17 protein-coding genes are annotated in these 21,995 nt (G+C 42.4%); 9 read left to right on the forward strand and 8 right to left on the reverse strand.

Annotation, left to right across the window (positions count from 1 at the left end; all coding sequences use genetic code 11):
• Positions 1-54 precede the first annotated feature (54 nt).
• From DD649_RS00845 to DD649_RS00855, 3 genes are all read left to right on the forward strand, one after another.
• Positions 55-1,464 (forward strand): MFS transporter, encoded by a 1,410-nt coding sequence (locus DD649_RS00845; protein WP_294101492.1) that lies wholly within the window; start codon positions 55-57, stop codon positions 1,462-1,464.
• Positions 1,445-2,932, forward strand: coding sequence for a fructuronate reductase (locus DD649_RS00850; protein ID WP_294101495.1), 1,488 nt, complete (start codon positions 1,445-1,447; stop codon positions 2,930-2,932). Before DD649_RS00845 ends, DD649_RS00850 begins: the two co-directional genes overlap by 20 nt.
• Positions 2,933-3,049: 117 nt before the next feature.
• Entirely contained in the window at positions 3,050-3,703 is a 654-nt protein-coding gene (locus DD649_RS00855) for a YoaK family protein (RefSeq protein WP_294101498.1), read from the forward strand.
• 69 nt (positions 3,704-3,772) lie between these two features.
• Here the strand turns inward: DD649_RS00855 and fdoI are convergent, their stop codons facing one another.
• The 3 genes from fdoI to fdnG are packed head-to-tail and all read right to left on the reverse strand — an operon-like array spanning position 3,773 to position 8,432.
• Positions 3,773-4,432 carry a formate dehydrogenase cytochrome b556 subunit gene (gene fdoI, locus DD649_RS00860; protein WP_294101499.1) on the reverse strand — a complete coding sequence of 220 codons (660 nt, stop codon included), beginning with the start codon at positions 4,430-4,432 and terminating at the stop codon, positions 3,773-3,775.
• Positions 4,429-5,373 carry a formate dehydrogenase subunit beta gene (gene fdxH / locus DD649_RS00865; RefSeq protein WP_336428634.1) on the reverse strand — a complete coding sequence of 315 codons (945 nt, stop codon included), beginning with the start codon at positions 5,371-5,373 and terminating at the stop codon, positions 4,429-4,431. Before fdxH ends, fdoI begins: the two co-directional genes overlap by 4 nt.
• An 11-nt stretch (positions 5,374-5,384) precedes the next feature.
• Entirely contained in the window at positions 5,385-8,432 is a 3,048-nt protein-coding gene (fdnG, locus tag DD649_RS00870; RefSeq protein ID WP_336428635.1) for a formate dehydrogenase-N subunit alpha, read from the reverse strand.
• A 175-nt stretch (positions 8,433-8,607) separates the two neighbouring features.
• Here fdnG and fdhD point away from each other — a divergent pair, with 175 nt between their 5' ends.
• Together fdhD and DD649_RS00880 are read left to right on the forward strand one after the other, a co-directional pair.
• Positions 8,608-9,438 (forward strand): formate dehydrogenase accessory sulfurtransferase FdhD, encoded by an 831-nt coding sequence (gene fdhD / locus DD649_RS00875; RefSeq protein ID WP_294101511.1) that lies wholly within the window; start codon positions 8,608-8,610, stop codon positions 9,436-9,438.
• 48 nt (positions 9,439-9,486) lie between these two features.
• On the forward strand, positions 9,487-10,650 hold the full coding sequence (locus DD649_RS00880; protein WP_294101514.1) for a hypothetical protein: 1,164 nt from the start codon (positions 9,487-9,489) through the stop codon (positions 10,648-10,650).
• A 277-nt stretch (positions 10,651-10,927) separates the two neighbouring features.
• On the opposite strand, the gene mnmE is transcribed toward DD649_RS00880, so the two are convergent.
• From mnmE to rpmH, 5 genes are all read right to left on the reverse strand, one after another.
• Positions 10,928-12,292: a tRNA uridine-5-carboxymethylaminomethyl(34) synthesis GTPase MnmE gene (gene mnmE, locus DD649_RS00885; protein ID WP_294101517.1), complete on the reverse strand. Its 1,365-nt coding sequence runs from the start codon at positions 12,290-12,292 to the stop codon at positions 10,928-10,930.
• Positions 12,293-12,461: 169 nt separating this feature from the next.
• Complete coding sequence (gene yidC, locus DD649_RS00890) at positions 12,462-14,111, reverse strand: membrane protein insertase YidC (protein WP_294101520.1); 1,650 nt, start codon at positions 14,109-14,111, stop codon at positions 12,462-12,464.
• A gap of 2 nt (positions 14,112-14,113) precedes the next feature.
• Positions 14,114-14,374, reverse strand: a complete 261-nt coding sequence (gene yidD / locus DD649_RS00895; protein WP_294101523.1) for a membrane protein insertion efficiency factor YidD — start codon at positions 14,372-14,374, stop codon at positions 14,114-14,116.
• Entirely contained in the window at positions 14,338-14,697 is a 360-nt protein-coding gene (rnpA, locus tag DD649_RS00900; protein ID WP_336428639.1) for a ribonuclease P protein component, read from the reverse strand. The genes yidD and rnpA overlap by 37 nt, the downstream gene beginning before the upstream one ends.
• Before the next feature lie 21 nt (positions 14,698-14,718).
• Entirely contained in the window at positions 14,719-14,862 is a 144-nt protein-coding gene (rpmH, locus tag DD649_RS00905) for a 50S ribosomal protein L34 (RefSeq protein WP_068437925.1), read from the reverse strand.
• Between the two features lie 866 nt (positions 14,863-15,728).
• Between rpmH and dnaA the strand changes: the two genes are divergently transcribed.
• Genes dnaA through gyrB form a run of 4 tightly spaced genes read left to right on the forward strand, consistent with a single transcriptional unit; the run spans position 15,729 to position 21,766 of the window.
• Positions 15,729-17,123 carry a chromosomal replication initiator protein DnaA gene (gene dnaA, locus DD649_RS00910; protein WP_294101540.1) on the forward strand — a complete coding sequence of 465 codons (1,395 nt, stop codon included), beginning with the start codon at positions 15,729-15,731 and terminating at the stop codon, positions 17,121-17,123.
• A gap of 5 nt (positions 17,124-17,128) precedes the next feature.
• Positions 17,129-18,229, forward strand: coding sequence for a DNA polymerase III subunit beta (gene dnaN / locus DD649_RS00915; protein ID WP_294101543.1), 1,101 nt, complete (start codon positions 17,129-17,131; stop codon positions 18,227-18,229).
• Positions 18,230-18,238: 9 nt separating this feature from the next.
• Entirely contained in the window at positions 18,239-19,333 is a 1,095-nt protein-coding gene (recF, locus tag DD649_RS00920; protein ID WP_294101545.1) for a DNA replication/repair protein RecF, read from the forward strand.
• Positions 19,334-19,351: 18 nt separating this feature from the next.
• Complete coding sequence (gyrB, locus tag DD649_RS00925) at positions 19,352-21,766, forward strand: DNA topoisomerase (ATP-hydrolyzing) subunit B (RefSeq protein ID WP_294101547.1); 2,415 nt, start codon at positions 19,352-19,354, stop codon at positions 21,764-21,766.
• Positions 21,767-21,995: the final 229 nt, after the last annotated feature.

The following is a 21,995-nucleotide window of genomic DNA, read 5'->3' on the forward strand; positions in this document are numbered from 1 at the left end:
TAAAAATATAACAACACCTTACACAGTACCCTACGCGATTAATAGGATAATAATATGAACACTCAGTCGATAGACCCTACAGGGAAGGTTGAACGCAGCTCTGGTGATTTAACCAAAGCTGCGGTTTCAGGTTGGCTTGGAACCGCTCTAGAATTTATGGATTTTCAGCTCTATTCATTAGGCGCAGCACTTGTTTTTCATCAGGTATTTTTTCCAGAACAGTCCGCATCGATGGCTTTAATTTTAGCGATGGGAACCTACGGTGCAGGCTATGTCGCGCGTATCGTTGGTGCCGTCTTCTTTGGCCAAATGGGTGACAGGATTGGCCGTAAAAAAGTTTTGTTTATTACCATCACCATGATGGGAATTTGTACCACGCTAATCGGTTTCCTCCCAACCTATGCCCAAGTAGGGATACTCGCACCGCTACTCTTAGTATTGTTGCGGATTATTCAAGGGCTAGGCGCTGGTGCTGAGATTTCGGGTGCGGGTACTATGCTTGCTGAATACGCGCCAAAAGGTCGCAGAGGTATCGTGGCATCCTTAGTTGGTCTAGGTACTAACTGTGGGACACTAAGTGCAACTGCAATTTGGGCTCTCATGTTCTTTTGGTTAGATAAAGAAGAGTTACTGGCTTGGGGATGGCGTGTGCCTTTCTTAGCAAGCTTTGTCGTCATGCTTTTTGCTGTATGGTTACGACTGAACTTAAAAGAAAGCCCAGTATTTGAAAAAGTACAAAATATTGAAGAGCAAGAAAGTAAGGCCTCTACTCAAACACCAGCAAAAGAAAGCTTTTTCGCGATGTTTAAAACCAAAGCTTTCTGGTTAGCCACGGGTATTCGTTTTGGTCAAGCTGGTAACTCAGGGTTAATTCAAACATTCTTAGCAGGTTATTTAGTACAAAGCTTATTATTTGATAAAAGCATTCCAACAGATGCCATCATGATAAGTTCTGCTGTTGGTTTCTTAACTATTCCATTAATTGGATTGCTCTCGGATAAATTTGGTCGCCGTATTCCTTATATTATCCTCAGCCTCTCAGCCATGTTGTTAGCCTACCCGATGCTGTCCGTTATTGTTAATGGCGCGAACAGTGTCCACATGATCACCATTTGTATCATTGTCATTCATAATAGTGCGGTACTTGGATTATTTGCCTTAGAAAATATTACGATGGCTGAGATGTTTAATTCACGTAATCGCTTTACAGGTATGGCTGTCGCAAAAGAGATTGGTGGATTAATTGCTTCTGGATTAGGCCCGGTATTAGCAGGTATTTTCTGTAGTATTACAGACAGTTGGTGGCCAATTGCTATCATGATTATTGTCTACTCTGCAATCTCTTTAATTACTGCAATCATTATGCCTGAAGTCAAAGATCGTGATTTAACTAGCCCATTAGATGCCGTTGAAGAACTTGAGCAACAAAAAGGTAAAGTCAAATATGCAACTGTCAACGAATAACCTAAATCAATTACCAAAATCTATCAAAGTACCGAGCTATGATAGAAATCAGGTTAAGACAAAAATGCTGCACCTTGGATTCGGCGCGTTTCATCGCGCCCACCAAGCCATCTTTGCAGAAATATTAGCATCGGAGCATCAAAGTGATTGGGGATTTTGTGAAGTTAATTTAGTCGGTGGTGAGCAGCAAATTAATGACTTAATTGCACAAGATTATTTATACAATGTCTGTGAGATGCAAGGTGATAACTGGCAAACTCGGACTGTTGGGGTAGTAAAGGAAGCCTTACATCCTGAAATTCATGGGATAGATGCTGTAATTAATCGCATGTTAGACCCTAATATCGCGATTGTTTCAATGACAGTGACTGAAAAAGGCTATTGCTATGTACCAGCAACCGGTTCTATTGACTTTGAGAATGCAGCCATTGCCCATGATTTACAATCACCAGAAACACCCAAGTCACTGCCCGGTTTGATTGTTGAAACGCTCAAACGTCGCAAAGAACAAGGTATTGCGCCCTTTACGGTGATGTCTTGCGATAATATGCCTGAAAATGGCCATATTACTAAAAATGTTATCCTCGCGATGGCAAATAAGCGTGATCCCGAACTAGCGAAATGGATAGCAGACAACGTGACTTTTCCATCAACGATGGTGGATAGAATTGTGCCCGCTATGACGCCTGAGACCGCAGTTAAAATTCAGTCACAACTAGGCCAAATCGTCGATAACGTCGCAATAGCCTGTGAACCCTTCAAACAATGGGTAATTGAAGATAATTTTGTTGCAGGTCGTCCTGAATGGGAAAAAGCGGGAGCTCAACTTGTTAGCAATGTTATTCCTTTTGAAGAAATGAAACTGCGCATGTTAAATGGTAGCCATTCATTTCTGGCTTACTTAGGGTATCTCGCTGGCTATCAATACATTAATGAATGTATGCAAGATAGCGCTTATGAAAAAGCCGCTTATTATCTAATGGTGAATGAGCAAGCACCGACTTTATCAATCAAAAATGTCGATTTACCTCAATACGCCAATGCATTAATTGAACGCTTTAAAAATACCGGTCTTAAACATCGTACATGGCAAATCGCCATGGATGGCACATTAAAGCTTTCCCAGCGATTACTTGATTCCATTCAAATCCATCTCAATAATGGAAGCTCATTTGATTATTTAGCATTAGCTGTTGCAGGCTGGATGAGGTATGTCAGCGGTAAAGATGATAATCAAGCTCAAATTCAAATTAGTGACCCACTAGCAACTAAACTCGCTGAGCTTGTAGCACAAAGTGAAGATGATGAAAGCCGAGTAACTTCATTGCTATCATTAGACTCACTCTTCTGTGCAGAGCTTGTTAACAATGCATTATTTACTGAAAAAGTGACAAATTTCTATCTGTCACTCAGAGATAATGGTGCTAAAAAGACGATTGAAACACTCAACAATCTTCATTCCTTATAACGGTTCAATTTTTACCCGATTCATTTAATCACAAAACCTGATACTGTAACTCTGGTATCAGGTTTTTTGTTATTATCTATATTGATTAAAAGAATTATCTCCAATAAAGGCTAAAAAATGACATCATTATTTAAATTTGAACCTAATTCGCATACTCCTTTCTTTCTCTTGTTAGCCTTTATTGGTGGCTTCGTTGATGCGAGCTCATTTGTTATTTTTGAAGTTTTTACGGGGCACCTCACCGGAAACAGTATTTTAAGCATGGTCTATCTGGCACAGATGGACTTCTCCATGTTGCTTTTATCCGCAATTTCAATTGCCGGATTTTTCACGGGTACCCTTTCTGGGTCATGGTTTAGGATAAAAAACAATCAGTTATCATGCTATCGTTTAGTTATTGGCTTAGTTTTTCTTTTATTTAGTAGTGTTTTCATACTTTATTTCCTGCTACATGCCCTCTATTCCCCTAATCTTGTTATTTTTATTATTAGTTTATCAATGGGAATTCAGAATGGATTTTTTAATAAGGTGGGAAGCGTCGGTATTCACTCAACCTATGTGACAGGAATGACAACATCTTGTATTAATGCATTTCTTAAAAATGTTAAAGGTGATAACAGCAAAAAAGTATTATTTCTTGCTGTACTCTTTTTTATTCTAGGTGGTCTTACAGGCAGTATTTTATCCGTTAAATACCACTTTGCTGGGTTCTCATTTGTATTAATTTTGCTGTTTATTGCTTTCATTTATAGCTTAAAAGTACGTAATTAATCACTAAAAACAAAAAAGCCCACCACCAATATTTATTGATGATGGGCTCGATTTCAGCAACCCAAAAAACTAACTTTTATCTTGTTTCTGTTGTTGCTGCTGCTTCTCTTTTTCGACAAGCTCACGGTACCACAGTGGGTGATGCTTTTTCGCCCAACCACGTGTTACCCATCCTTCAACCATCGCACGCACAGAACCTTTCACCCACATTGCCGCATAAGCATGTACAATAATCATAATGATCAGTGCAATAGCAGAAAGTGAATGCACCATAATAGCGGCACGGTATAACGGGATAGGAAAATAATCGGCAAAATATGGACGCCACATTATCACACCGCTAACAACCAATAGCAGTAAGCAGATAGAGACTACCCAATACACCCCTTTCTGACCGAGGTTATATTGACCAACATCGCCAGCTTCTTCATTTTTAAGTACTTTACCGATATTTTTTGCCCACTTGATATCTTCTTTGTTAACGAAGTTATGGTGGAAATAACGGAAGAACATAAAGACAAACAGCAAAAACATTGCCGTACCCACGAATGGATGTAAAATCCGAGACAGTTGTGGCGTGCCTAAAATATTCATAAACCAATTTAGCGACGGGAAAAAGAAGCCCAATCCGCTGATTGCAGTGAACAAAAAGCAAATCACAACCGCCCAATGATTAATCCTTTCTATTGGCTTGTGGCGAATAATTTTGTCATTATCATCTGGTATCATTTCTGATCCTCCCCTTCTTTTGATTTCGAAGTGTCAGATGACATTGCGTTATGCAAATCTTCCAGAGCCTCTTCTTCATCTTTTTTGGAGACGCGGTTCGGACCAATACCCACATAGTGGAAGATGGCCGCCGCAAATGTTGCAGCAAAACCTACCGCTGCTAACGGCTTCCAGATACCTTTCCAGAAAGTAACTGTTGGGCTGATAGTCGGATTTTCTGGCAACCCATGGTACAACTGAGGTTTATCTGCGTGATGTAAAACATACATCACGTGCGTACCACCCACACCTTCTGGGTCATATAAACCCGCATTGTCATAACCACGCGTTTTCAACTCATCAACACGCTCACCCGCCAAGTTAATCATGTCTTCCTTGCTACCAAAATGAATAGCACCCGTTGGACATGTTTTTACACAGGCAGGCTCTTGACCCACTTCAACGCGGTCAACACAAAGCGTACATTTGTATGCGCGATTATCGTCTTTATTGATACGTGGCACATCAAATGGGCAACCTGCAATACAGTAACCACAACCAATACAATGCTCTGATTGGAAATCCACGATACCATTTTTGTACTGCACGATTGCGCCTTCAGAAGGGCAAGCCTTCAAGCAACCGGGGTCAGCACAGTGCATGCAGCCATCTTTACGGATCAACCATTCGAATTTATCGTTCTCTTCAACTTCAGAGAAACGCATCACCGTCCATGACTTAGCGGTTAAATCCGTTGGGTTATCATATACCCCAACGTTAGTACCGATTTTGTCACGAATATCGTTCCATTCTGAACACGCGACCTGACAGGCTTTACAGCCAATACAGGTCGTCACATCAATAAGCTTTGCAACCTCTTCCTTATAATCCCGCACCTGAGGTGCGGGGGTCAGGGAATTGGTGGCAGAGCGACGAATAATGTCCTGTGATTGCATTGACATAATTTATCTCCTTACACCTTTTCCACATTGACAAGGAATGACTTAAATTCCGGCGTCTGAGTATTCGCATCACCCACATATGGCGTTAGCGTATTTGCAATAAAGCCTTTCACCGCCAAACCTTCAAAGCCCCAGTGAATAGGAATACCGATAGTATCGACATCTTTTCCAGCCACTTTCAGGGTTCTAATACGCTTGGTTACCACGGCTTTCGCTTTGATATAACCTCGTTTCGAACTGACTTTTACCGTATCACCTTGCTCAATACCTTTCTCTTTCGCCAAGCGATCACCAATTTCGATAAATTGCTGTGGCTGAATGATGGCATTTAACAATGCGTGTTTTGTCCAATAGTGGAAATGCTCTGTCAGGCGATAAGTCGTTCCCACATAAGGGAATTCTGTCGCTTTACCCATTTGAGCCCAATCATCTTTAAAGATGCGAGCAGCAGGGTTAGACACCACGTTTGGATGCAGTGGGTTAGTATCAAGCGGCGTTTCGATTGGCTCGTAGTGCTCAGGGAATGGGCCTTCGGCCATTTTATCCAAAGCAAACAAACGCCCCATACCTTCTGGCTGCATGATAAATGGTCCTACGCCACTTCCTGGTGCGGCATTGCTGTAGTCTGGTATATCCATACCAATCCACTTGCTACCATTCCACTCAAGAATTTGACGCTTCGGATCCCATGGTTTACCCATTGGGTCAGCTGATGCGCGGTTATAAATAACACGACGGTTCAGCGGCCATGCCCATGCCCAACCAAGTGTATTACCAAGACCTGTTGGGTCAGAGTTATCACGGTTAGCCATCTGGTTACCTTTCGGCGTCCAGCTACCAGCAAAAATCCAGCAACCACTTGAGGTTGTGCCGTCATCGCGTAGTTGTGCAAACGAACTAAGCAGTTCACCTTTTTTCGCGATAATATTGCCATCGGCGTCTTTAAGATCAACCAGCGCATAACCGTTGTTTTCTTGTGCCACTTCTTCCGGAGTTGGATTATCACGGTCAAAGTAGTTCCAAGTCATACTCAGAACCTGCTCAGGTACTGCACCGCCTTCGGTTTCATACATTTGGCGTAGACGATGATAAATACCCGATAAGATTTCACCATCACTGATAGCTTCACCCGGGGCATCAGCACCTTTCCAGTGCCACTGTAACCAACGCGCAGAGTTTACAATCGAACCATTTTCTTCAGCAAAACAGCAAGATGGCAGACGGAATACAGTAGTTTGAATATCTTCCGGTTTCACATCATTCATTTCACCGTGGTTTTGCCAGAAATTTGCAGTTTCTGTATTCAGCGGGTCAATCGTTACTAAGAATTTAAGCTTAGAAAGCGATTTCGAGACTTTATTTTTATTCGGGAATGAGGCTAATGGGTTGAAGCCTTGGCAGATATAGCCATTCACTTCTCCTTTATCCATCATTTCGAAATAGCGCAGTACGTCGTAGCCCTGATCCCATTTAGGTAATAAATCAAAGCCCCAATCATTTTCTTTTTGCGCTTTATCACCAAAGAAAGTCTTCATCATACTGACAAAGAATTTCGGGTAATTACCCCAATAGTTCACCTGGCCTTCGACGGTGGCTTTTGGCGTATTAGCCGCTAAATAACTTTCAAGTGTGGTTTGCTTTTCTGATGGCAAAGTCATATAACCCGGCAGACTTTGTGACAACAAGCCTAAGTCAGTCAAACCTTGGATATTTGAGTGACCACGAAGTGCGTTAACCCCACCACCTAGCATTCCCATGTTACCTAGCAATAGCTGGATCATTGCCATAGTACGAATATTTTGTGCACCGACGGTATGTTGTGTCCAACCGAGCGCATACAGGAATGTTGCTGTTTTATCTTTAACACTGGTTTCTGCTAGCAGCTCACAGACTTGTAAAAAGTCTTCAATTGGCGTACCGCAGATGTTATTAACCACTTCTGGTGTATAACGACTAACGTGCTCTTTCAATAAATTCATGACACAACGCGGGTTTTTCAGCGTAGGATCGCGCAGCGCAAGGCCGTTTTCATCCAACTCATAATTCCACGTGGTTTTGTCATATTGACGTTTTTCAGCATCGTAGCCTGTAAATAAACCATCATCAAAACCATAGTCTTCACGGATAACCAAACTTGCATTGGTATAAGCTTCAACATATTCACGTTGAATTTTTTCGTTATCCAGTAAATATTTAATGACGCCAGATAAAAATGCGATATCAGTACCAGAACGAATAGGCGTGTAAAAATCCGCCACTGCCGCTGTACGGGTAAAGCGTGGGTCAATCACAATTAGTTTGGCTTTATTATGGATTTTAGCTTCCATCGCCCATCGGAAACCGACTGGATGCGCTTCTGCTGCATTACCACCCATAACGACGACTAGGTTTGCATTTTTAATGTCAACCCAGTGGTTGGTCATCGCACCGCGACCAAATGTTGGAGCAAGACTTGCTACCGTTGGTCCGTGTCAGACACGCGCTTGGTTATCAACGGCAAGCATGCCGAGGGCGCGAGTAAATTTTTGAGTAACAAAACCTGATTCATTACTACCCGCTGATGCACAAAGCATTCCGGTAGTTAGCCAACGATTGACTGTCACACCATCTTTATTTTTTGGAATAAAGTTAGCATCACGGTCTTCTTTCATTAGCTTAGCAATACGGTCAAACGCGTTATCCCAAGAAATACGTTTCCACTCATTGGTACCGGGTTCGCGTACTTCAGGATATTTTAGGCGACTTTCACTGTGAATGAAGTCGATAAGGCCTGCACCTTTAGGACAAAGTGCACCACGGTTTACCGGATGATCCGGGTCCCCTTCAATGTGAAAAATACTCTCTTTTGCATTTTTCGCGCCATCGCCAAGACTGTACATTAACAGCCCACAGCCGACAGAACAGTAGGTACAGGTATTTCTGGTTTCCTTAGCACGCAGTAACTTATACTGACGTGTTGACGCTAACGCGATGGAAGGTGCAAAACCTAACGCCGCTACCGTCGTACCTGCCATACCGCCAGCGCAGATCTTAAAGAACCGCCTTCTGCTGACTTGCATGGGGATCTCCTCATTTACATTGCTCATGTTTACCTAACTTCAATATTGATAATCAGGTAAACTGTTTTTATTTAACGTCTTCCCTATCGTATCCAGGTTCATTGCCCGGCAAATGGTGTAAATTCTTTTTACCCATAATCAATATTATGTATCATTAGCGCTAGGAATTCATCTAATGTATGAAACAAATGCTACAAATGAAGCGAGATTAGTCAAAATGATCGGCGCAAATCACACAAGCGTGCAACAAAAAAGCAACCTTGGTGAGCCCATTGATGACTGGGTTGCAGAAGAAATACCTGTCGCTTTAGTTTTTAACGGTATATCCCATGTAGTAATGATGGCTACACCGAAAGATTTAGAGGATTTTGCCCTTGGATTTTCTTTATCTGAAGGAATAATACAATCGGGCGATGAAATTCGTGGAATTGATATTGTCCAAGGTTGCCACCGAGGCATTGAAGTTCATGTTGAATTATCTAGCCGCCGTTTTAGTGGATTAAAAGAACGCAGACGTAATTTAGCCGGTCGCACAGGTTGTGGTATTTGTGGCACTGAGCAACTTGATGAAATCTTTAAACCCATCGCACCACTGCCGTTTACCCAGACTTTTTCTCTGTCATATCTCGATAATGCCTTGCATGAACTCAAAAAAGTACAAGAAATCGGTGCATTAACTGGCTGTACCCATGCGGCTGCATGGATTTCCCCTGAGGGCATATTAGTCGGCGGTTGTGAAGATGTCGGCCGTCACGTAGCGCTAGATAAACTGTTAGGAATGAAACACCGCAACGATTGGCAGCAAGGTGCAGTATTGGTTTCGAGTCGTGCAAGTTATGAAATGGTTCAAAAAGCCGCGAGCTGCGGAGCAGAAATTTTATTTGCCGTTTCAGCAGCCACCTCTTTAGCTATCGAAGTCGCCGAGAAAGCTAACTTAACGCTAGTCGGATTCTGCCGACAAGGAAAAGCGACCGTGTTTACCCATGCGAGTAGAGTAAAGGATTAGAGGCACTGCTAATATTTTTTACTGAGCCCCTTCATCAAGGAGATGAAAATGATAAAACGGATCTTAATAGTGTTTCTATTGTCAGTATGTTTTTCGGCATTTGCTAAGCCTTCCCTTGATGAAGTGATGACCAAAGCTAACCAAGGTGATGCAGAATATCAATTTTACCTTGCCGAGAAATACCGATCAGGTGATGAGGTTGAAAAGAGTTTAGATAAAACCATCGAGTGGCATAAAAAGGCAGTAAAAAATGGCAATAATAACAGTGATTATCTTTTAGGAATTATCTACCTCACCTCCGATCTAAAACACCGTGACCTCGCTAAATCTATTACACATTTGAAAGCGGCTAATGCCAAATCCCCCCAAATTGCCAATCAGTGGTTAAAGTGGTTTACCATCTTTGATCTTAAAGCTAAAGAAGACCTTACCTTATCCAAAGCAGACTATGAAAAAGCAGCTGAGAAAGGTGACCAGCAAGCCTTATTTTTACTCGGTGTCATGAGCTATTTGAGTATTGAGGGTACGCAGGATATTGATAAAGCAATAAAATATTTTAGCCAGATGGATGCAACTCCATCCCCAAAAGTGGATCGCGCGCTAGGATATATGTATCTGGAAAAAGCCTCTGAGATTATGTTTAATGACCCTGACCGAGCTCAATGGCAGACAAAAGCAAAAAATGCGTTTATTAAAGCATCAAATAAAGGAGATACACTTTCTCAAACTGCTGTGGCAGAACTTTATTTACGTGACGAGTCAGGTGAATCAGTATCGATGGCAAAATCTTTTGATAAGGGTATCGAGTGGTTAGAAAAAGCGGCGAATAATGGTTCGATGATAGCGCAACTACGATTGGGTATGCTCTATTTTAATGGCGACCAAATTTCAGCAGATAAACAAAAAGCCAAATATTGGTTAGAAAAGGCGGCATTACAGGGAGACCCCAATGCTCAGCAAGCGATGGGCGTGATTTACTTTTTAGGGCAGGGTGTCCCTATAGATTATACTCAAGCCGCAAAATGGTATGAAAAAGCCGCCATACAAGGAGGTGATAACTCTATGGTTGCACTAGGACGAATGTATAAAGCCGGTCTAGGTGTTTCTCATGATCTCAATAAAGCGAATTTTCTATTCAATAAGGCCTGTGATATGGGCAATAGAGAAGGTTGCATGTTAGTGGGTCGTAATCGTGTAGGACAAGCTTATTAAATATTAATTTGGGTTACATGGTTCATATGTAACCCAAAGTGAACATCCACCCCGCCCTCTGACTATGCCAGCCGCTGTTCGGTAACGACTGGGCATTTATTGCACGACGAGAGGAACTTCAGCAAACCTCATCAATTTTTTAACGAAGAGCAGCGATAACATTATCACCATAGAGTGATAAAAATACTCAATACCTTTATCAGTTTGTTTTACATACCCTTCAAACATTAACGTTGAGTATAGAACACCATCGCAATACTCAGTAGATGAAGTTTATTTATTTCCCAATACAAAAGCTCGAGAAAATTCTGCCTAACAAATCATCGGATGTAAATTCGCCGGTGATTTCACTCAGTGCTTGCTGAGCTAAGCGTAACTCTTCAGCCAATAGCTCACCGGAGCGAGCACCTACTAACTGCTCATGACCTTGTGCTAAATGTATTGCTGCTGCATTCAAGGCTTGTAAGTGACGACGACGAGCAAGAAAACCACCTTCGGTATTACCACTAAACCCCATCGCTTCTTTCAGGTGATCGCGCAGCAAATCAATCCCTTTTTCTTCACGAGCTGAAATACGAATAACCGGATGACGAGTATCTTCAACAAGCTCGATTTGCTCGCCAGTCATATCTGCTTTATTACGGATCACCGTAACTGGCAGCGTTTCAGGTAAACGCGCCATAAATTCGGGCCATATTGCTTGAGGTTCGGTAGCATCTGTTGTCGTGCTATCCACCATAAATAGCACGCGGTCTGCCTGCTCAATCTCTTTCCAAGCACGTTCAATACCAATACGTTCAACTTCATCACTAGCTTCACGCAAGCCTGCGGTATCAATAATATGCAATGGCATACCATCAATGTGGATATGTTCACGTAAAACATCACGGGTTGTGCCCGCAATATCCGTTACAATCGCAGCTTCTCGACCTGCTAATGCATTTAATAGGCTTGATTTGCCCGCATTTGGTCGACCCGCGATAACCACTTTCATGCCTTCGCGTAACAGACTTCCTTGACGAGCCTGTGAGCGAACTTGTTCTAAATCCGCAACCACTTCATCTAATTTGGCTTCAATTTTTCCGTCAGAAAGGAAATCAATTTCTTCATCTGGAAAATCAATCGCAGCTTCCACATAGATCCGTAAGTGAGTGAGTGCTTCCACTAATTGATTGATATGGGCAGAAAACGCTCCTTGCAATGAGTTCATCGCTGAGCGAGCTGCTTGTTCGGAACTGGCATCAATTAAATCAGCAATGGCTTCAGCTTGAGCTAAATCCAATTTATCATTTAAAAATGCACGCTCAGAAAACTCACCCGGATTGGCGATACGAATACCATCAACGGTTAAAATTCTTCTCAGTAATAGATCAAGAATAACAGGACCGCCATGCCCTTGAAGTTCAAGAACATCTTCACCCGTAAAAGAATTTGGTCCCGGAAAGTAAATCGCAATACCCTGATCAATAACAGAGCCATCTACATCACGAAACGGCAGATAATCGGCATAACGTGGCTTTGGCTGTTTACCAAGCACCGTTTCTGCAATCAAAGCAGCTTTCGGGCCTGATACACGTAAAATACCGACACCACCACGTCCGGGAGGTGTTGCCTGTGCGACTATCGTATCGTTAATTTGCATGATGTTTCTCTGTCTTTGACTGGAACACTTTTTTGAAAAGAATAAGGCGACCTAATTGGTCGCCTTAATATTATGCATATCCCCATCATACTTCAAGTTACCCGTGCTAGCTTCGCCTAGCAACTCGACTTATTTTGGGGATATCCTCTTAGGTTACCCTAAGACTTTATTATTTTTTTTCTTTCTTATCGCGACTATGTAGACCACGTTTTTCCAATCCACGGTAAATAACCTGTTGTTGGATGATGGTCACTAAGTTACTCACGATATAATACAGAACCAGACCTGATGGGAACCACAGGAAGAAGATAGTGAACACGACTGGCATGTAAGTCATAATCTTCTGCTGCATTGGGTCTGTCACCGCCGTTGGCGACATCTTCTGAATAACAAACATGGTCACACCCATTAGCACTGGCAGGATGTAGTACGGGTCTTGTGCTGACAAGTCCTGAATCCAACCAATAAACGGCGCGTGACGTAGTTCAACAGAACCCATCAACATATAATAAAGTGCAAGGAAGATTGGCATTTGGATAACCAGAGGTAAACAACCACCGAGTGGGTTTACTTTCTCTGCTTTATACATTGCCATCATTTCTTGGCTCATGCGTTGTTTATCATCACCAATACGCTCACGCATTGCAGCCAGTTTAGGTTGCAGTAAACGCATTTTCGCCATCGAGGTATACTGCGCTTTAGTCAGCGGGTACATGATACCACGAACGATAAAGGTGATAACGATGATGGAGAAGCCCCAGTTGCCAACATAATCATGAATAAATTTCAGTAATTTAAACAGTGGCTGAGAGATAAACCATAACCAACCGTAATCAACGGTTAAATCTAAATGAGGTGCAACTTCAACCATTTCAGATTGGATTTCAGGCCCAATCCAGAGAGTTGATGAATACGTACCCACACCATTAGCAGCGATAGTCATTGGTTCACTCTTATAACCAATGATAGCGGAGTTTTTATCTAAATCGATGGAATAGAACGTACTTTTCTCAGAACTTGCAGGCACCCATGCTGTTGCAAAATATTGCTGCAACATTGCAATCCAGCCGCCTTTAGTGGTCAAGCTAAGATTTTTGTCTTCAATGTCACCAAAACTATATTTTTTATAGTTAGTTTCATCAGAAGAGTATGCTGCACCACGATAAGTGTGCAATGCAAAGTTGCTGCTACCAGTATCACGATCGCTTGGTAATTGGATAGTCTGTTTCAACTGGCCAAAGAAAGCGAGGCTTAACGGCTGAGCGGTTGAGTTTTGAATACTGTATTCAACATCAACAGTATAGCGGCCACGTTTCATGATATACGTTTTTTGGTACACAACGCCGTTGCTATCTGTAAACGTCATTGGTACGCGTAATTCATCTTGCCCTTGTGCTAACGTAAAGCTTGTCGCTTCAGTAGTATAAAGAGGACGCACGCCATTGTTATTTGCTGGATTGTCTGGACCGTGAGGACCAATCAGACCACTTTGAGCCTGATAAACAAAACCTGGTGTAGTTTCCAGTAAACGGAAAGGGTCTTCCGAATGAAGGGTCGCAGGGTAGGCTAACAGGTCAGCCTCATCGATATCACCACCACGTGTATTAATACGAATATCTAATACATCAGTTTTTACCGAAATGAGCTTACCTTGCCCTGAGCTGGTTACAGCTTGAGCATCACTGCTTGGCATATCCGCTTGTTGCGTAGTCTGAACAGTTTTTACTTCCTGAGCAACTTTATCGCTCTCCCAGGCCTGCCAAACTAAGAACGATACGAACAACAAAGCGATGAGTAGAAGATTGCGTTGCGAATCCATCGTTATAATTCTCTATTATCATCAGTTTTTTTAGGCGGAACAGGATCGTCTCCACCAGCGTGTAAAGGGTGGCATTTTAATATGCGTTTCGCTGTTAACCAACTACCTTTTAACATACCAAACCTGCGCAATGCCTCAATTCCGTAATTAGAGCATGTTGGATTGAAGCGACAACGAGGTCCTAACAACGGACTAATCGCCAGTTGATAGCCTCTGATCAGCATAATCAGGAGTTTTGAGCCAAGCGACGATGACGACGCCATAACTTATCCAACGCTTCCGTGATTTGTCGATTGTCGAGATTAGCGACCCCTCTCCTTACCAATAACACAAAATCCATTGGGGGCAAGTCGTGTTGATGCAAACGAAAGTATTCACGCGCTAATCGTTTAATACGATTTCGCTCATGAGCTCGTTTAACATTTTTTTTAGCGATGGTAAGACCGATGCGGGGATGCCCCAGCTCGTTTAGGCGACCAAGGATTGTTATCTCTGGGGAACTCGCCCTCTGCGGCTGCTTAAAGACATTGTCGAAATGCCTGGGAGTTAACAAACGTAACTCCCGGGTAAAAGCGAGCGTAACCACTTTAATAGAGGGCTAGCTTTATTACTTAGATGAAACGGTCAGACTAGAGCGGCCTTTCGCACGACGGCGAGCCAGAACTTGACGACCATTTTTAGTAGCCATACGAGCGCGGAAACCGTGTGAACGGTTGCGCTTCAGTAAGGACGGTTGAAAAGTGCGTTTCATAACGATTTCTACCTAACTTTTAAATTTATTACTGATTCAGTAAACGCGTTGGCAACCAGTGAAAACTGATTTACACCTGTGCCTCTATCGCAACAATATAGAAAGAAGCAGGATTGTAATAAAACATAGGGGGTCACGTCAATAAGATGACGCAATCAAACCACTTTTATTTATTGCCTGGCTGACAGGTTCGCTGACATATACCGTGACAATCTGCTAATGACACGATTTTCAAACTGACTGTGGGCTGACCTAGATTGAGATTATTGCTAACTTTAGCCCTGAACATTGAGCCGTAAAAAACGCGAACTCTACGTCATTCACTAGAGCATAGGCAAAAATCACAATGCAAGGCTAACGGATCGCAGCTTGTTAAAAAACCACATTAGCACTGTACACAGGGAGGAAGATTATACGGACTCCACCCTAAAGCGCAAGGATCTTAACTCGATCTAAATATATTTTTTATGGGTGCAGAATTTTTTCAAGAAATCATCTAAAGTTATCCCCAGCCATGTGGAAAAAACAGAGCTAATCGGGATCAACCAGAGGACTTCACCCCTCAAAGAGCATCCTTAACACAATTGCCTGTGGATAAAAAGCATAAAAACTGTGTAAAAGAGTGAGATCTCTTATTAATTTTACGGTATGATCCTAGGTCGTGTTGCTGATCCGACGATCGCCACTATTTCGTTGGCTTTGTTGGTATTAAGTCAGTAATAGCGAATTAGAGATAAATAATAAAGAAATAATAAAGTTAACCAAAATACTTCTCTGGCTTTCTTTGTAAAACAAAGCAGCCAGTAAAAAATTCTGAGCTAAATCCGTAATTCTTGTTTCATTGACCTTGTTTAGGGGAGCCCAACGTGTCACTTTCGCTTTGGCAGCAATGTCTTGCCCGATTGCAGGATGAACTGCCTACCACCGAATTCAGTATGTGGATACGCCCCCTTCAAGCTGAATTGAACGGTAACACTCTGGCACTTTATGCCCCAAATCGTTTTGTCCTTGACTGGGTAAGGGACAAGTACATCAATAATATCAACGAATTATTGAATGATTTTTGTGGCTCTAATGCACCCGCACTGCATTTTGAAGTCGGTAATAAGCCTATGTCAGCGGCGCCGACTAGCACTCAGACACGTAATCCCACACACGAAAAACCGGCTTTTGTCATGCCATCCGCACCCATTAGGCCAAGTTGGGACAACTCAAACAAAGTACTACCAGACGTTGTTTATCGTTCAAATGTGAACCCTAAGCATACTTTTGATAACTTTGTTGAAGGTAAATCAAACCAATTAGCCCGTGCAGCGGCAAGACAAGTCGCAGAAAATCCAGGTAGCGCCTATAATCCATTATTCCTTTATGGTGGTACGGGTTTAGGTAAAACGCATTTACTGCATGCGGTTGGTAACAGCATTATGCAACACAAAGCAAATGCCCGTGTGGTTTACATGCATTCTGAACGATTTGTTCAAGATATGGTCAAAGCTTTACAGAATAATGCGATTGAAGAGTTCAAGCGCTATTACCGTTCTGTTGATGCTTTACTAATAGATGACATTCAATTTTTTGCTAACAAAGAACGCTCACAAGAAGAGTTTTTTCATACATTCAATGCATTACTTGAAGGCAATCAACAAATTATTTTGACCTCAGACCGCTACCCTAAAGAAATCAATGGGGTGGAAGATCGCTTAAAATCGCGTTTTGGTTGGGGTTTGACTGTCGCGATAGAACCGCCCGAGCTAGAAACACGTGTTGCCATTTTGATGAAAAAAGCAGATGAAAATGAAATTCAGCTGCCGGGTGAAGTTGCCTTTTTCATCGCTAAACGTTTACGCTCTAATGTGCGTGAACTTGAAGGCGCATTAAACCGTGTTATTGCCAATGCTAATTTTACCGGTCGTGCTATTACTATCGACTTTGTTCGAGAAGCACTGCGTGATCTACTGGCACTACAAGAAAAATTAGTCACTATTGATAACATTCAGAAAACAGTGGCTGAATATTATAAAATTAAGGTAGCTGATTTGCTTTCCAAGCGTCGTTCTCGTTCTGTCGCCCGTCCGCGTCAGATGGCAATGGCACTCGCAAAAGAACTGACAAATCACAGTTTACCTGAAATCGGGGATGCCTTTGGCGGTCGCGACCATACAACGGTCCTTCATGCTTGTCGTAAAATTGAACAATTACGAGAAGAGAGCCATGACATCAAAGAAGATTTTTCTAATCTAATCAGAACATTATCATCTTAATTGCTATGAAATTTACTATAGAACGCGAGCAGTTATTAAAACCATTACAGCAGGTTAGTGGCCCTTTAGGTGGTCGTCCAACTCTGCCTATTTTAGGTAATCTTTTATTACAGGTAAAAGAAGGCGCACTCCAACTTACCGGAACCGACCTAGAAATGGAGATGATGGCCAATGTCCCTCTGACTCAAGAACATGAAGTTGGCGCAACGACGGTTCCCGCACGCAAATTTTTTGATATCTGGCGTGGTTTGCCCGAAGGTTCTGAAATTAGAGTAGAACTTGATGATGATCGGTTACTCGTTCGTTCGGGTCGCAGCCGTTTTTCATTATCGACTTTACCGGCGACTGATTTCCCAAATTTAGATGATTGGCAAAGTGAAGTTGAATTCTCACTTCCACAATCAATACTGAAGCGCTTAATTGAAGCAACCCAGTTTTCAATGGCACATCAAGATGTCCGTTATTACCTCAACGGAATGCTGTTTGAAACTGAGGGGCAACTACTAAGAACCATTTCGACTGATGGCCATCGACTGGCTGTTTGCGCAATGGATATCGGTCAAGAGCTCCCATCGCATTCTGTGATTGTCCCGCGTAAAGGGGTCATGGAACTCATGCGTTTGTTAGATGGCGGCGATGCGCCTTTGCAATTACAAATCGGTAGCAATAATATTCGAGCACACGTTGGCGATTTTATTTTCACCTCTAAACTGGTTGATGGCCGTTTCCCTGATTACCGTCGAGTGCTACCGAAAAGCCCAGATAAAACCTTAGAAGCGCGCTGCGATTTATTAAAACAAGCATTTTCACGCGCAGCGATTTTATCCAATGAAAAATTCCGTGGTGTTCGTTTATATTTTAGCGAAAATCAATTGCGTATTACCGCCAATAACCCGGAACAAGAAGAAGCAGAAGAAATTGTTGATGTCAGTTACCAAGGTACCGAAATGGAAATTGGCTTTAACGTCAGTTATATCTTAGATGTCTTAAACACACTAAAAAGCGAAAATGTTAAATTGCTTTTAACTGACGCCGTTTCCAGTGTACAAATTGAAGACTCTGCGAGCAGCGCCGCTGTTTATGTTGTCATGCCAATGCGTTTGTAATCACTTTATATGATCCTTTCGCGTTTATTGATCCGCGACTTTCGTAACATTGAAGACGCCGATCTCTCCCTTGCTATTGGGTTCAATTTTTTAATTGGCCCAAATGGGAGCGGCAAAACCAGTATACTGGAAGCAATATATACTTTAGGTCATGGTCGTGCATTTCGCAGTATTCAAGCGAATCGCGTTATCCGCCATGAGCAAGAACAGTTTATTCTGCATGGAAAACTCAGTCATGCCGATGAGCAACGTAAAGACCTTTCTCTTGGATTAAGTAAAAATAGAGAAGGTGAAAGTAAAGTCAGGATTGATGGCACCGATGGTCATAAAATTGCAGAGCTTGCAAAATTATTACCTATGCAGCTAATAACCCCTGAAGGGTTTACACTGTTAAACGGTGGTCCAAAATACCGACGCGCGTTTATTGACTGGGGCTGTTTTCACAGTGAGCCATTATTTTTTTCAGTTTGGTCTGACTTAAAACGCTTACTAAAACAACGAAATGCTGCATTACGACAAGTTACCCGTTATGACCAAATTCGTCATTGGGATAAGCAATTAGCGCCACTTTCAGAGCAAATAAGCCAATGGCGTCATGAATATATTGCAGGTATTGCTGAAAATATAGAGCAAACTTGCCAACAGTTTTTACCTGAATTTTCATTATCCGTATCCTTTCAACGTGGTTGGGATAAAGAAATTGATTATTCAGAGCAACTAGAACGCCAATTTGAGCGTGATAGAGCACTAACCTATACCGCCTCCGGGCCACATAAAGCTGATTTGCGAATTAGGGCAAATGGCACCCCTGTTGAAGATATGCTTTCACGCGGTCAACTGAAACTTTTAATGTGTGCATTAAGGTTAGCGCAGGGTGAGTTTTTCACTCAACAGAGCGGGCAACGATGCCTGTATCTACTGGATGATTTTGCCTCAGAACTTGATGCAGGTCGCCGCCAACTATTGGCGACTCGTCTCAAGGCTACGCAAGCTCAGGTGTTTGTTAGTGCCATAACATCCGAGCAAGTAAATGACATGATTGATGTAAACAGCAAGATGTTTAGCGTAGAACATGGCAAAATACAAGTTCAACCTCAGGAATAGAAAGAGCAGGAAACGTTGATGACGAATACATATGACTCCTCAAGTATCAAGGTATTAAAAGGACTGGATGCGGTGCGTAAGCGCCCGGGCATGTATATCGGTGATACCGACGATGGAACAGGTCTTCATCACATGGTCTTCGAGGTTGTCGACAACGCTATCGACGAAGCCCTCGCAGGTTTTTGTGATGACGTCGTTATCACTATCCATGCTGATAATTCTGTCTCCGTTCAGGATGATGGGCGTGGTATCCCAACGGGTATCCATGAAGAAGAAGGCGTATCTGCGGCAGAAGTTATCATGACTGTTCTGCACGCCGGCGGCAAATTCGATGATAACTCCTACAAAGTCTCCGGTGGTTTGCACGGAGTTGGTGTTTCAGTCGTTAACGCCCTATCTGAAAAACTTGAATTAGTTATCCGTCGTGACGGTAAAGTTCACGAACAAATCTACAAACATGGTGAGCCTCAAGCGCCTTTAGTTGTCGTGGGTGAAACTGACCTGACAGGTACACGCGTACGTTTTTGGCCAAGCATGGATACCTTTAAAGGTGTCACTGAATTCGAATATGATATTTTGGCAAAACGTTTACGTGAACTGTCATTCCTGAACTCTGGCGTTTCAATTCGACTGATTGACAAACGTACAGGTAAAGAAGACCACTTCCATTATGAAGGCGGTATCAAAGCCTTTGTTGAATATCTGAGCCAAAATAAAACTCCGATTCATCCAAATGTATTTTATTTCTCAACTGAGAAAGACGGTATTGGTGTTGAAGTTGCAATGCAGTGGAATGACGGTTTCCAAGAAAACGTTTACTGCTTCACCAACAATATCCCTCAGCGTGATGGTGGTGCCCACCTTGCCGGCTTCCGTGCAGCAATGACCCGAACCATGAATAACTACATGGAAAAAGAAGGTTATCAGAAAAAAACCAAAGTCAGTGCAACCGGTGACGATGCACGTGAAGGTCTGATTGCTGTTATTTCGGTTAAGGTACCAGATCCTAAGTTCTCCTCTCAGACCAAAGAAAAATTAGTTTCATCTGAAGTGAAAACCGCAGTTGAAACCATGATGAATGAAAAATTGGTTGAGTATTTATTGGAAAACCCGGGCGATGCTAAAATCGTTGTGGGTAAAATTATTGATGCAGCACGTGCTCGTGAAGCTGCACGTAAAGCACGTGAAATGACTCGCCGTAAGGGTGCCTTAGACTTAGCAGGTCTACCAGGTAAACTGGCTGACTGCCAAGAACGCGACCCTGCATTATCAGAATTATACCTCGTGGAAGGGGACTCAGCGGGCGGCTCTGCAAAACAAGGCCGTAACCGTAAAAATCAGGCCATCTTGCCGCTAAAAGGTAAAATCTTAAACGTTGAGAAAGCCCGTTTTGATAAAATGCTTTCTTCACAAGAAGTTGCCACGCTGATCACCGCTTTAGGTTGTGGTATCGGCCGCGATGAATATAATCCAGACAAACTACGTTATCACAGCATCATTATCATGACGGATGCTGACGTCGATGGTTCACACATTCGTACCTTACTATTGACCTTCTTCTATCGTCAAATGCCTGAAATTGTTGAACGTGGTCATATCTTTATTGCTCAACCACCACTGTATAAAGTGAAAAGAGGTAAGCAAGAGCAATATATTAAAGATGACGATGCAATGGATGATTACCTCATCTCAATCGCACTTGATGGCGCTGAGCTGCATTTAAATGCAGATGCACCGGCCATGAGAGGCGAAGAGTTAGAAAAACTCGTTGTTGAGTATAATGCTGCGCACCGTATTATCCGTCGTCTTGAGCGTCTTTACCCACAAGCACTACTGAATAGCTTAGTTTATCAACCTACTTTAGTAGAAGATAATCTAAAAAGTAACGAGCAAGTTGAAGAGTGGGCAAAATCATTAGTCCAACGCTTAACGGATAACGAACAAGCGGGCAGTACTTATAGCTATATCATCACAGAAAATCGTGAACGTCAGCTATTTGAGCCAACTATCCGTATTCGTACTCATGGTGTTGATTCCGACTACAACCTTGATTTTGACTTTGTTCATGGTAGTGAATATCGCCGTATCACTCACTTAGGTGATTTAATCGGGGGTCTTATCGAAGAAGGTGCTTACATCCAACGTGGTGAACGCCGTCAGAATATCGAAAACTTCGAAGATGCTCTAACTTGGTTAACCCGTGAATCACGTCGTGGCCTATACGTACAGCGTTATAAAGGTCTTGGTGAGATGAACCCAGACCAACTTTGGGAAACCACCATGAACCCAGATACACGCCGTATGCTACGCGTCACAGTAAAAGATGCTATCGCAACAGATTTACTCTTCACCACACTAATGGGTGATGCAGTCGAACCTCGCCGTGCATTTATCGAAGAGAACGCACTAAAAGCCGCTAATATCGATATTTAATCGTTAGTTGCTTCTTAGTAGAAATAGCCTCATGTGAAAGCATGAGGCTATTTTTTTAACGGTTGTCATCACGCGTATCATTATGAATATCTCTCACCTTTTTATTTAATCACCTGTATTATGCTTAAATTAAAACATCTGATTATTTTTTTATTTAAAAAATAACATCTATTATTTACTATCCGATTTTTTATTAGTTCAGGTTACTAAAAATAATTAAATTTATTAT

This window comes from Providencia sp. (assembly GCF_003533305.1).
Lineage (GTDB): Bacteria > Pseudomonadota > Gammaproteobacteria > Enterobacterales > Enterobacteriaceae > Providencia.

What these genes read in the sequence shown, in the direction of transcription:
- dnaN (WP_294101543.1), top strand. Translation starts at nt 17,129, where the DNA reads ATGAAATTTACTATAGAACGCGAGCAGTTATTAAAACCATTACAGCAG.
- yidC (WP_294101520.1), bottom strand. Translation starts at nt 14,111, where the DNA reads ATGGATTCGCAACGCAATCTTCTACTCATCGCTTTGTTGTTCGTATCG.
- yidD (WP_294101523.1), bottom strand. Translation starts at nt 14,374, where the DNA reads ATGGCGTCGTCATCGTCGCTTGGCTCAAAACTCCTGATTATGCTGATC.
- fdhD (WP_294101511.1), top strand. Translation starts at nt 8,608, where the DNA reads ATGTATGAAACAAATGCTACAAATGAAGCGAGATTAGTCAAAATGATC.
- recF (WP_294101545.1), top strand. Translation starts at nt 18,239, where the DNA reads ATGATCCTTTCGCGTTTATTGATCCGCGACTTTCGTAACATTGAAGAC.
- DD649_RS00880 (WP_294101514.1), top strand. Translation starts at nt 9,487, where the DNA reads ATGATAAAACGGATCTTAATAGTGTTTCTATTGTCAGTATGTTTTTCG.
- fdxH (WP_336428634.1), bottom strand. Translation starts at nt 5,373, where the DNA reads ATGTCAATGCAATCACAGGACATTATTCGTCGCTCTGCCACCAATTCC.
- rpmH (WP_068437925.1), bottom strand. Translation starts at nt 14,862, where the DNA reads ATGAAACGCACTTTTCAACCGTCCTTACTGAAGCGCAACCGTTCACAC.
- mnmE (WP_294101517.1), bottom strand. Translation starts at nt 12,292, where the DNA reads ATGCAAATTAACGATACGATAGTCGCACAGGCAACACCTCCCGGACGT.
- DD649_RS00845 (WP_294101492.1), top strand. Translation starts at nt 55, where the DNA reads ATGAACACTCAGTCGATAGACCCTACAGGGAAGGTTGAACGCAGCTCT.
- fdoI (WP_294101499.1), bottom strand. Translation starts at nt 4,432, where the DNA reads ATGATACCAGATGATAATGACAAAATTATTCGCCACAAGCCAATAGAA.
- gyrB (WP_294101547.1), top strand. Translation starts at nt 19,352, where the DNA reads ATGACGAATACATATGACTCCTCAAGTATCAAGGTATTAAAAGGACTG.
- DD649_RS00855 (WP_294101498.1), top strand. Translation starts at nt 3,050, where the DNA reads ATGACATCATTATTTAAATTTGAACCTAATTCGCATACTCCTTTCTTT.
- DD649_RS00850 (WP_294101495.1), top strand. Translation starts at nt 1,445, where the DNA reads ATGCAACTGTCAACGAATAACCTAAATCAATTACCAAAATCTATCAAA.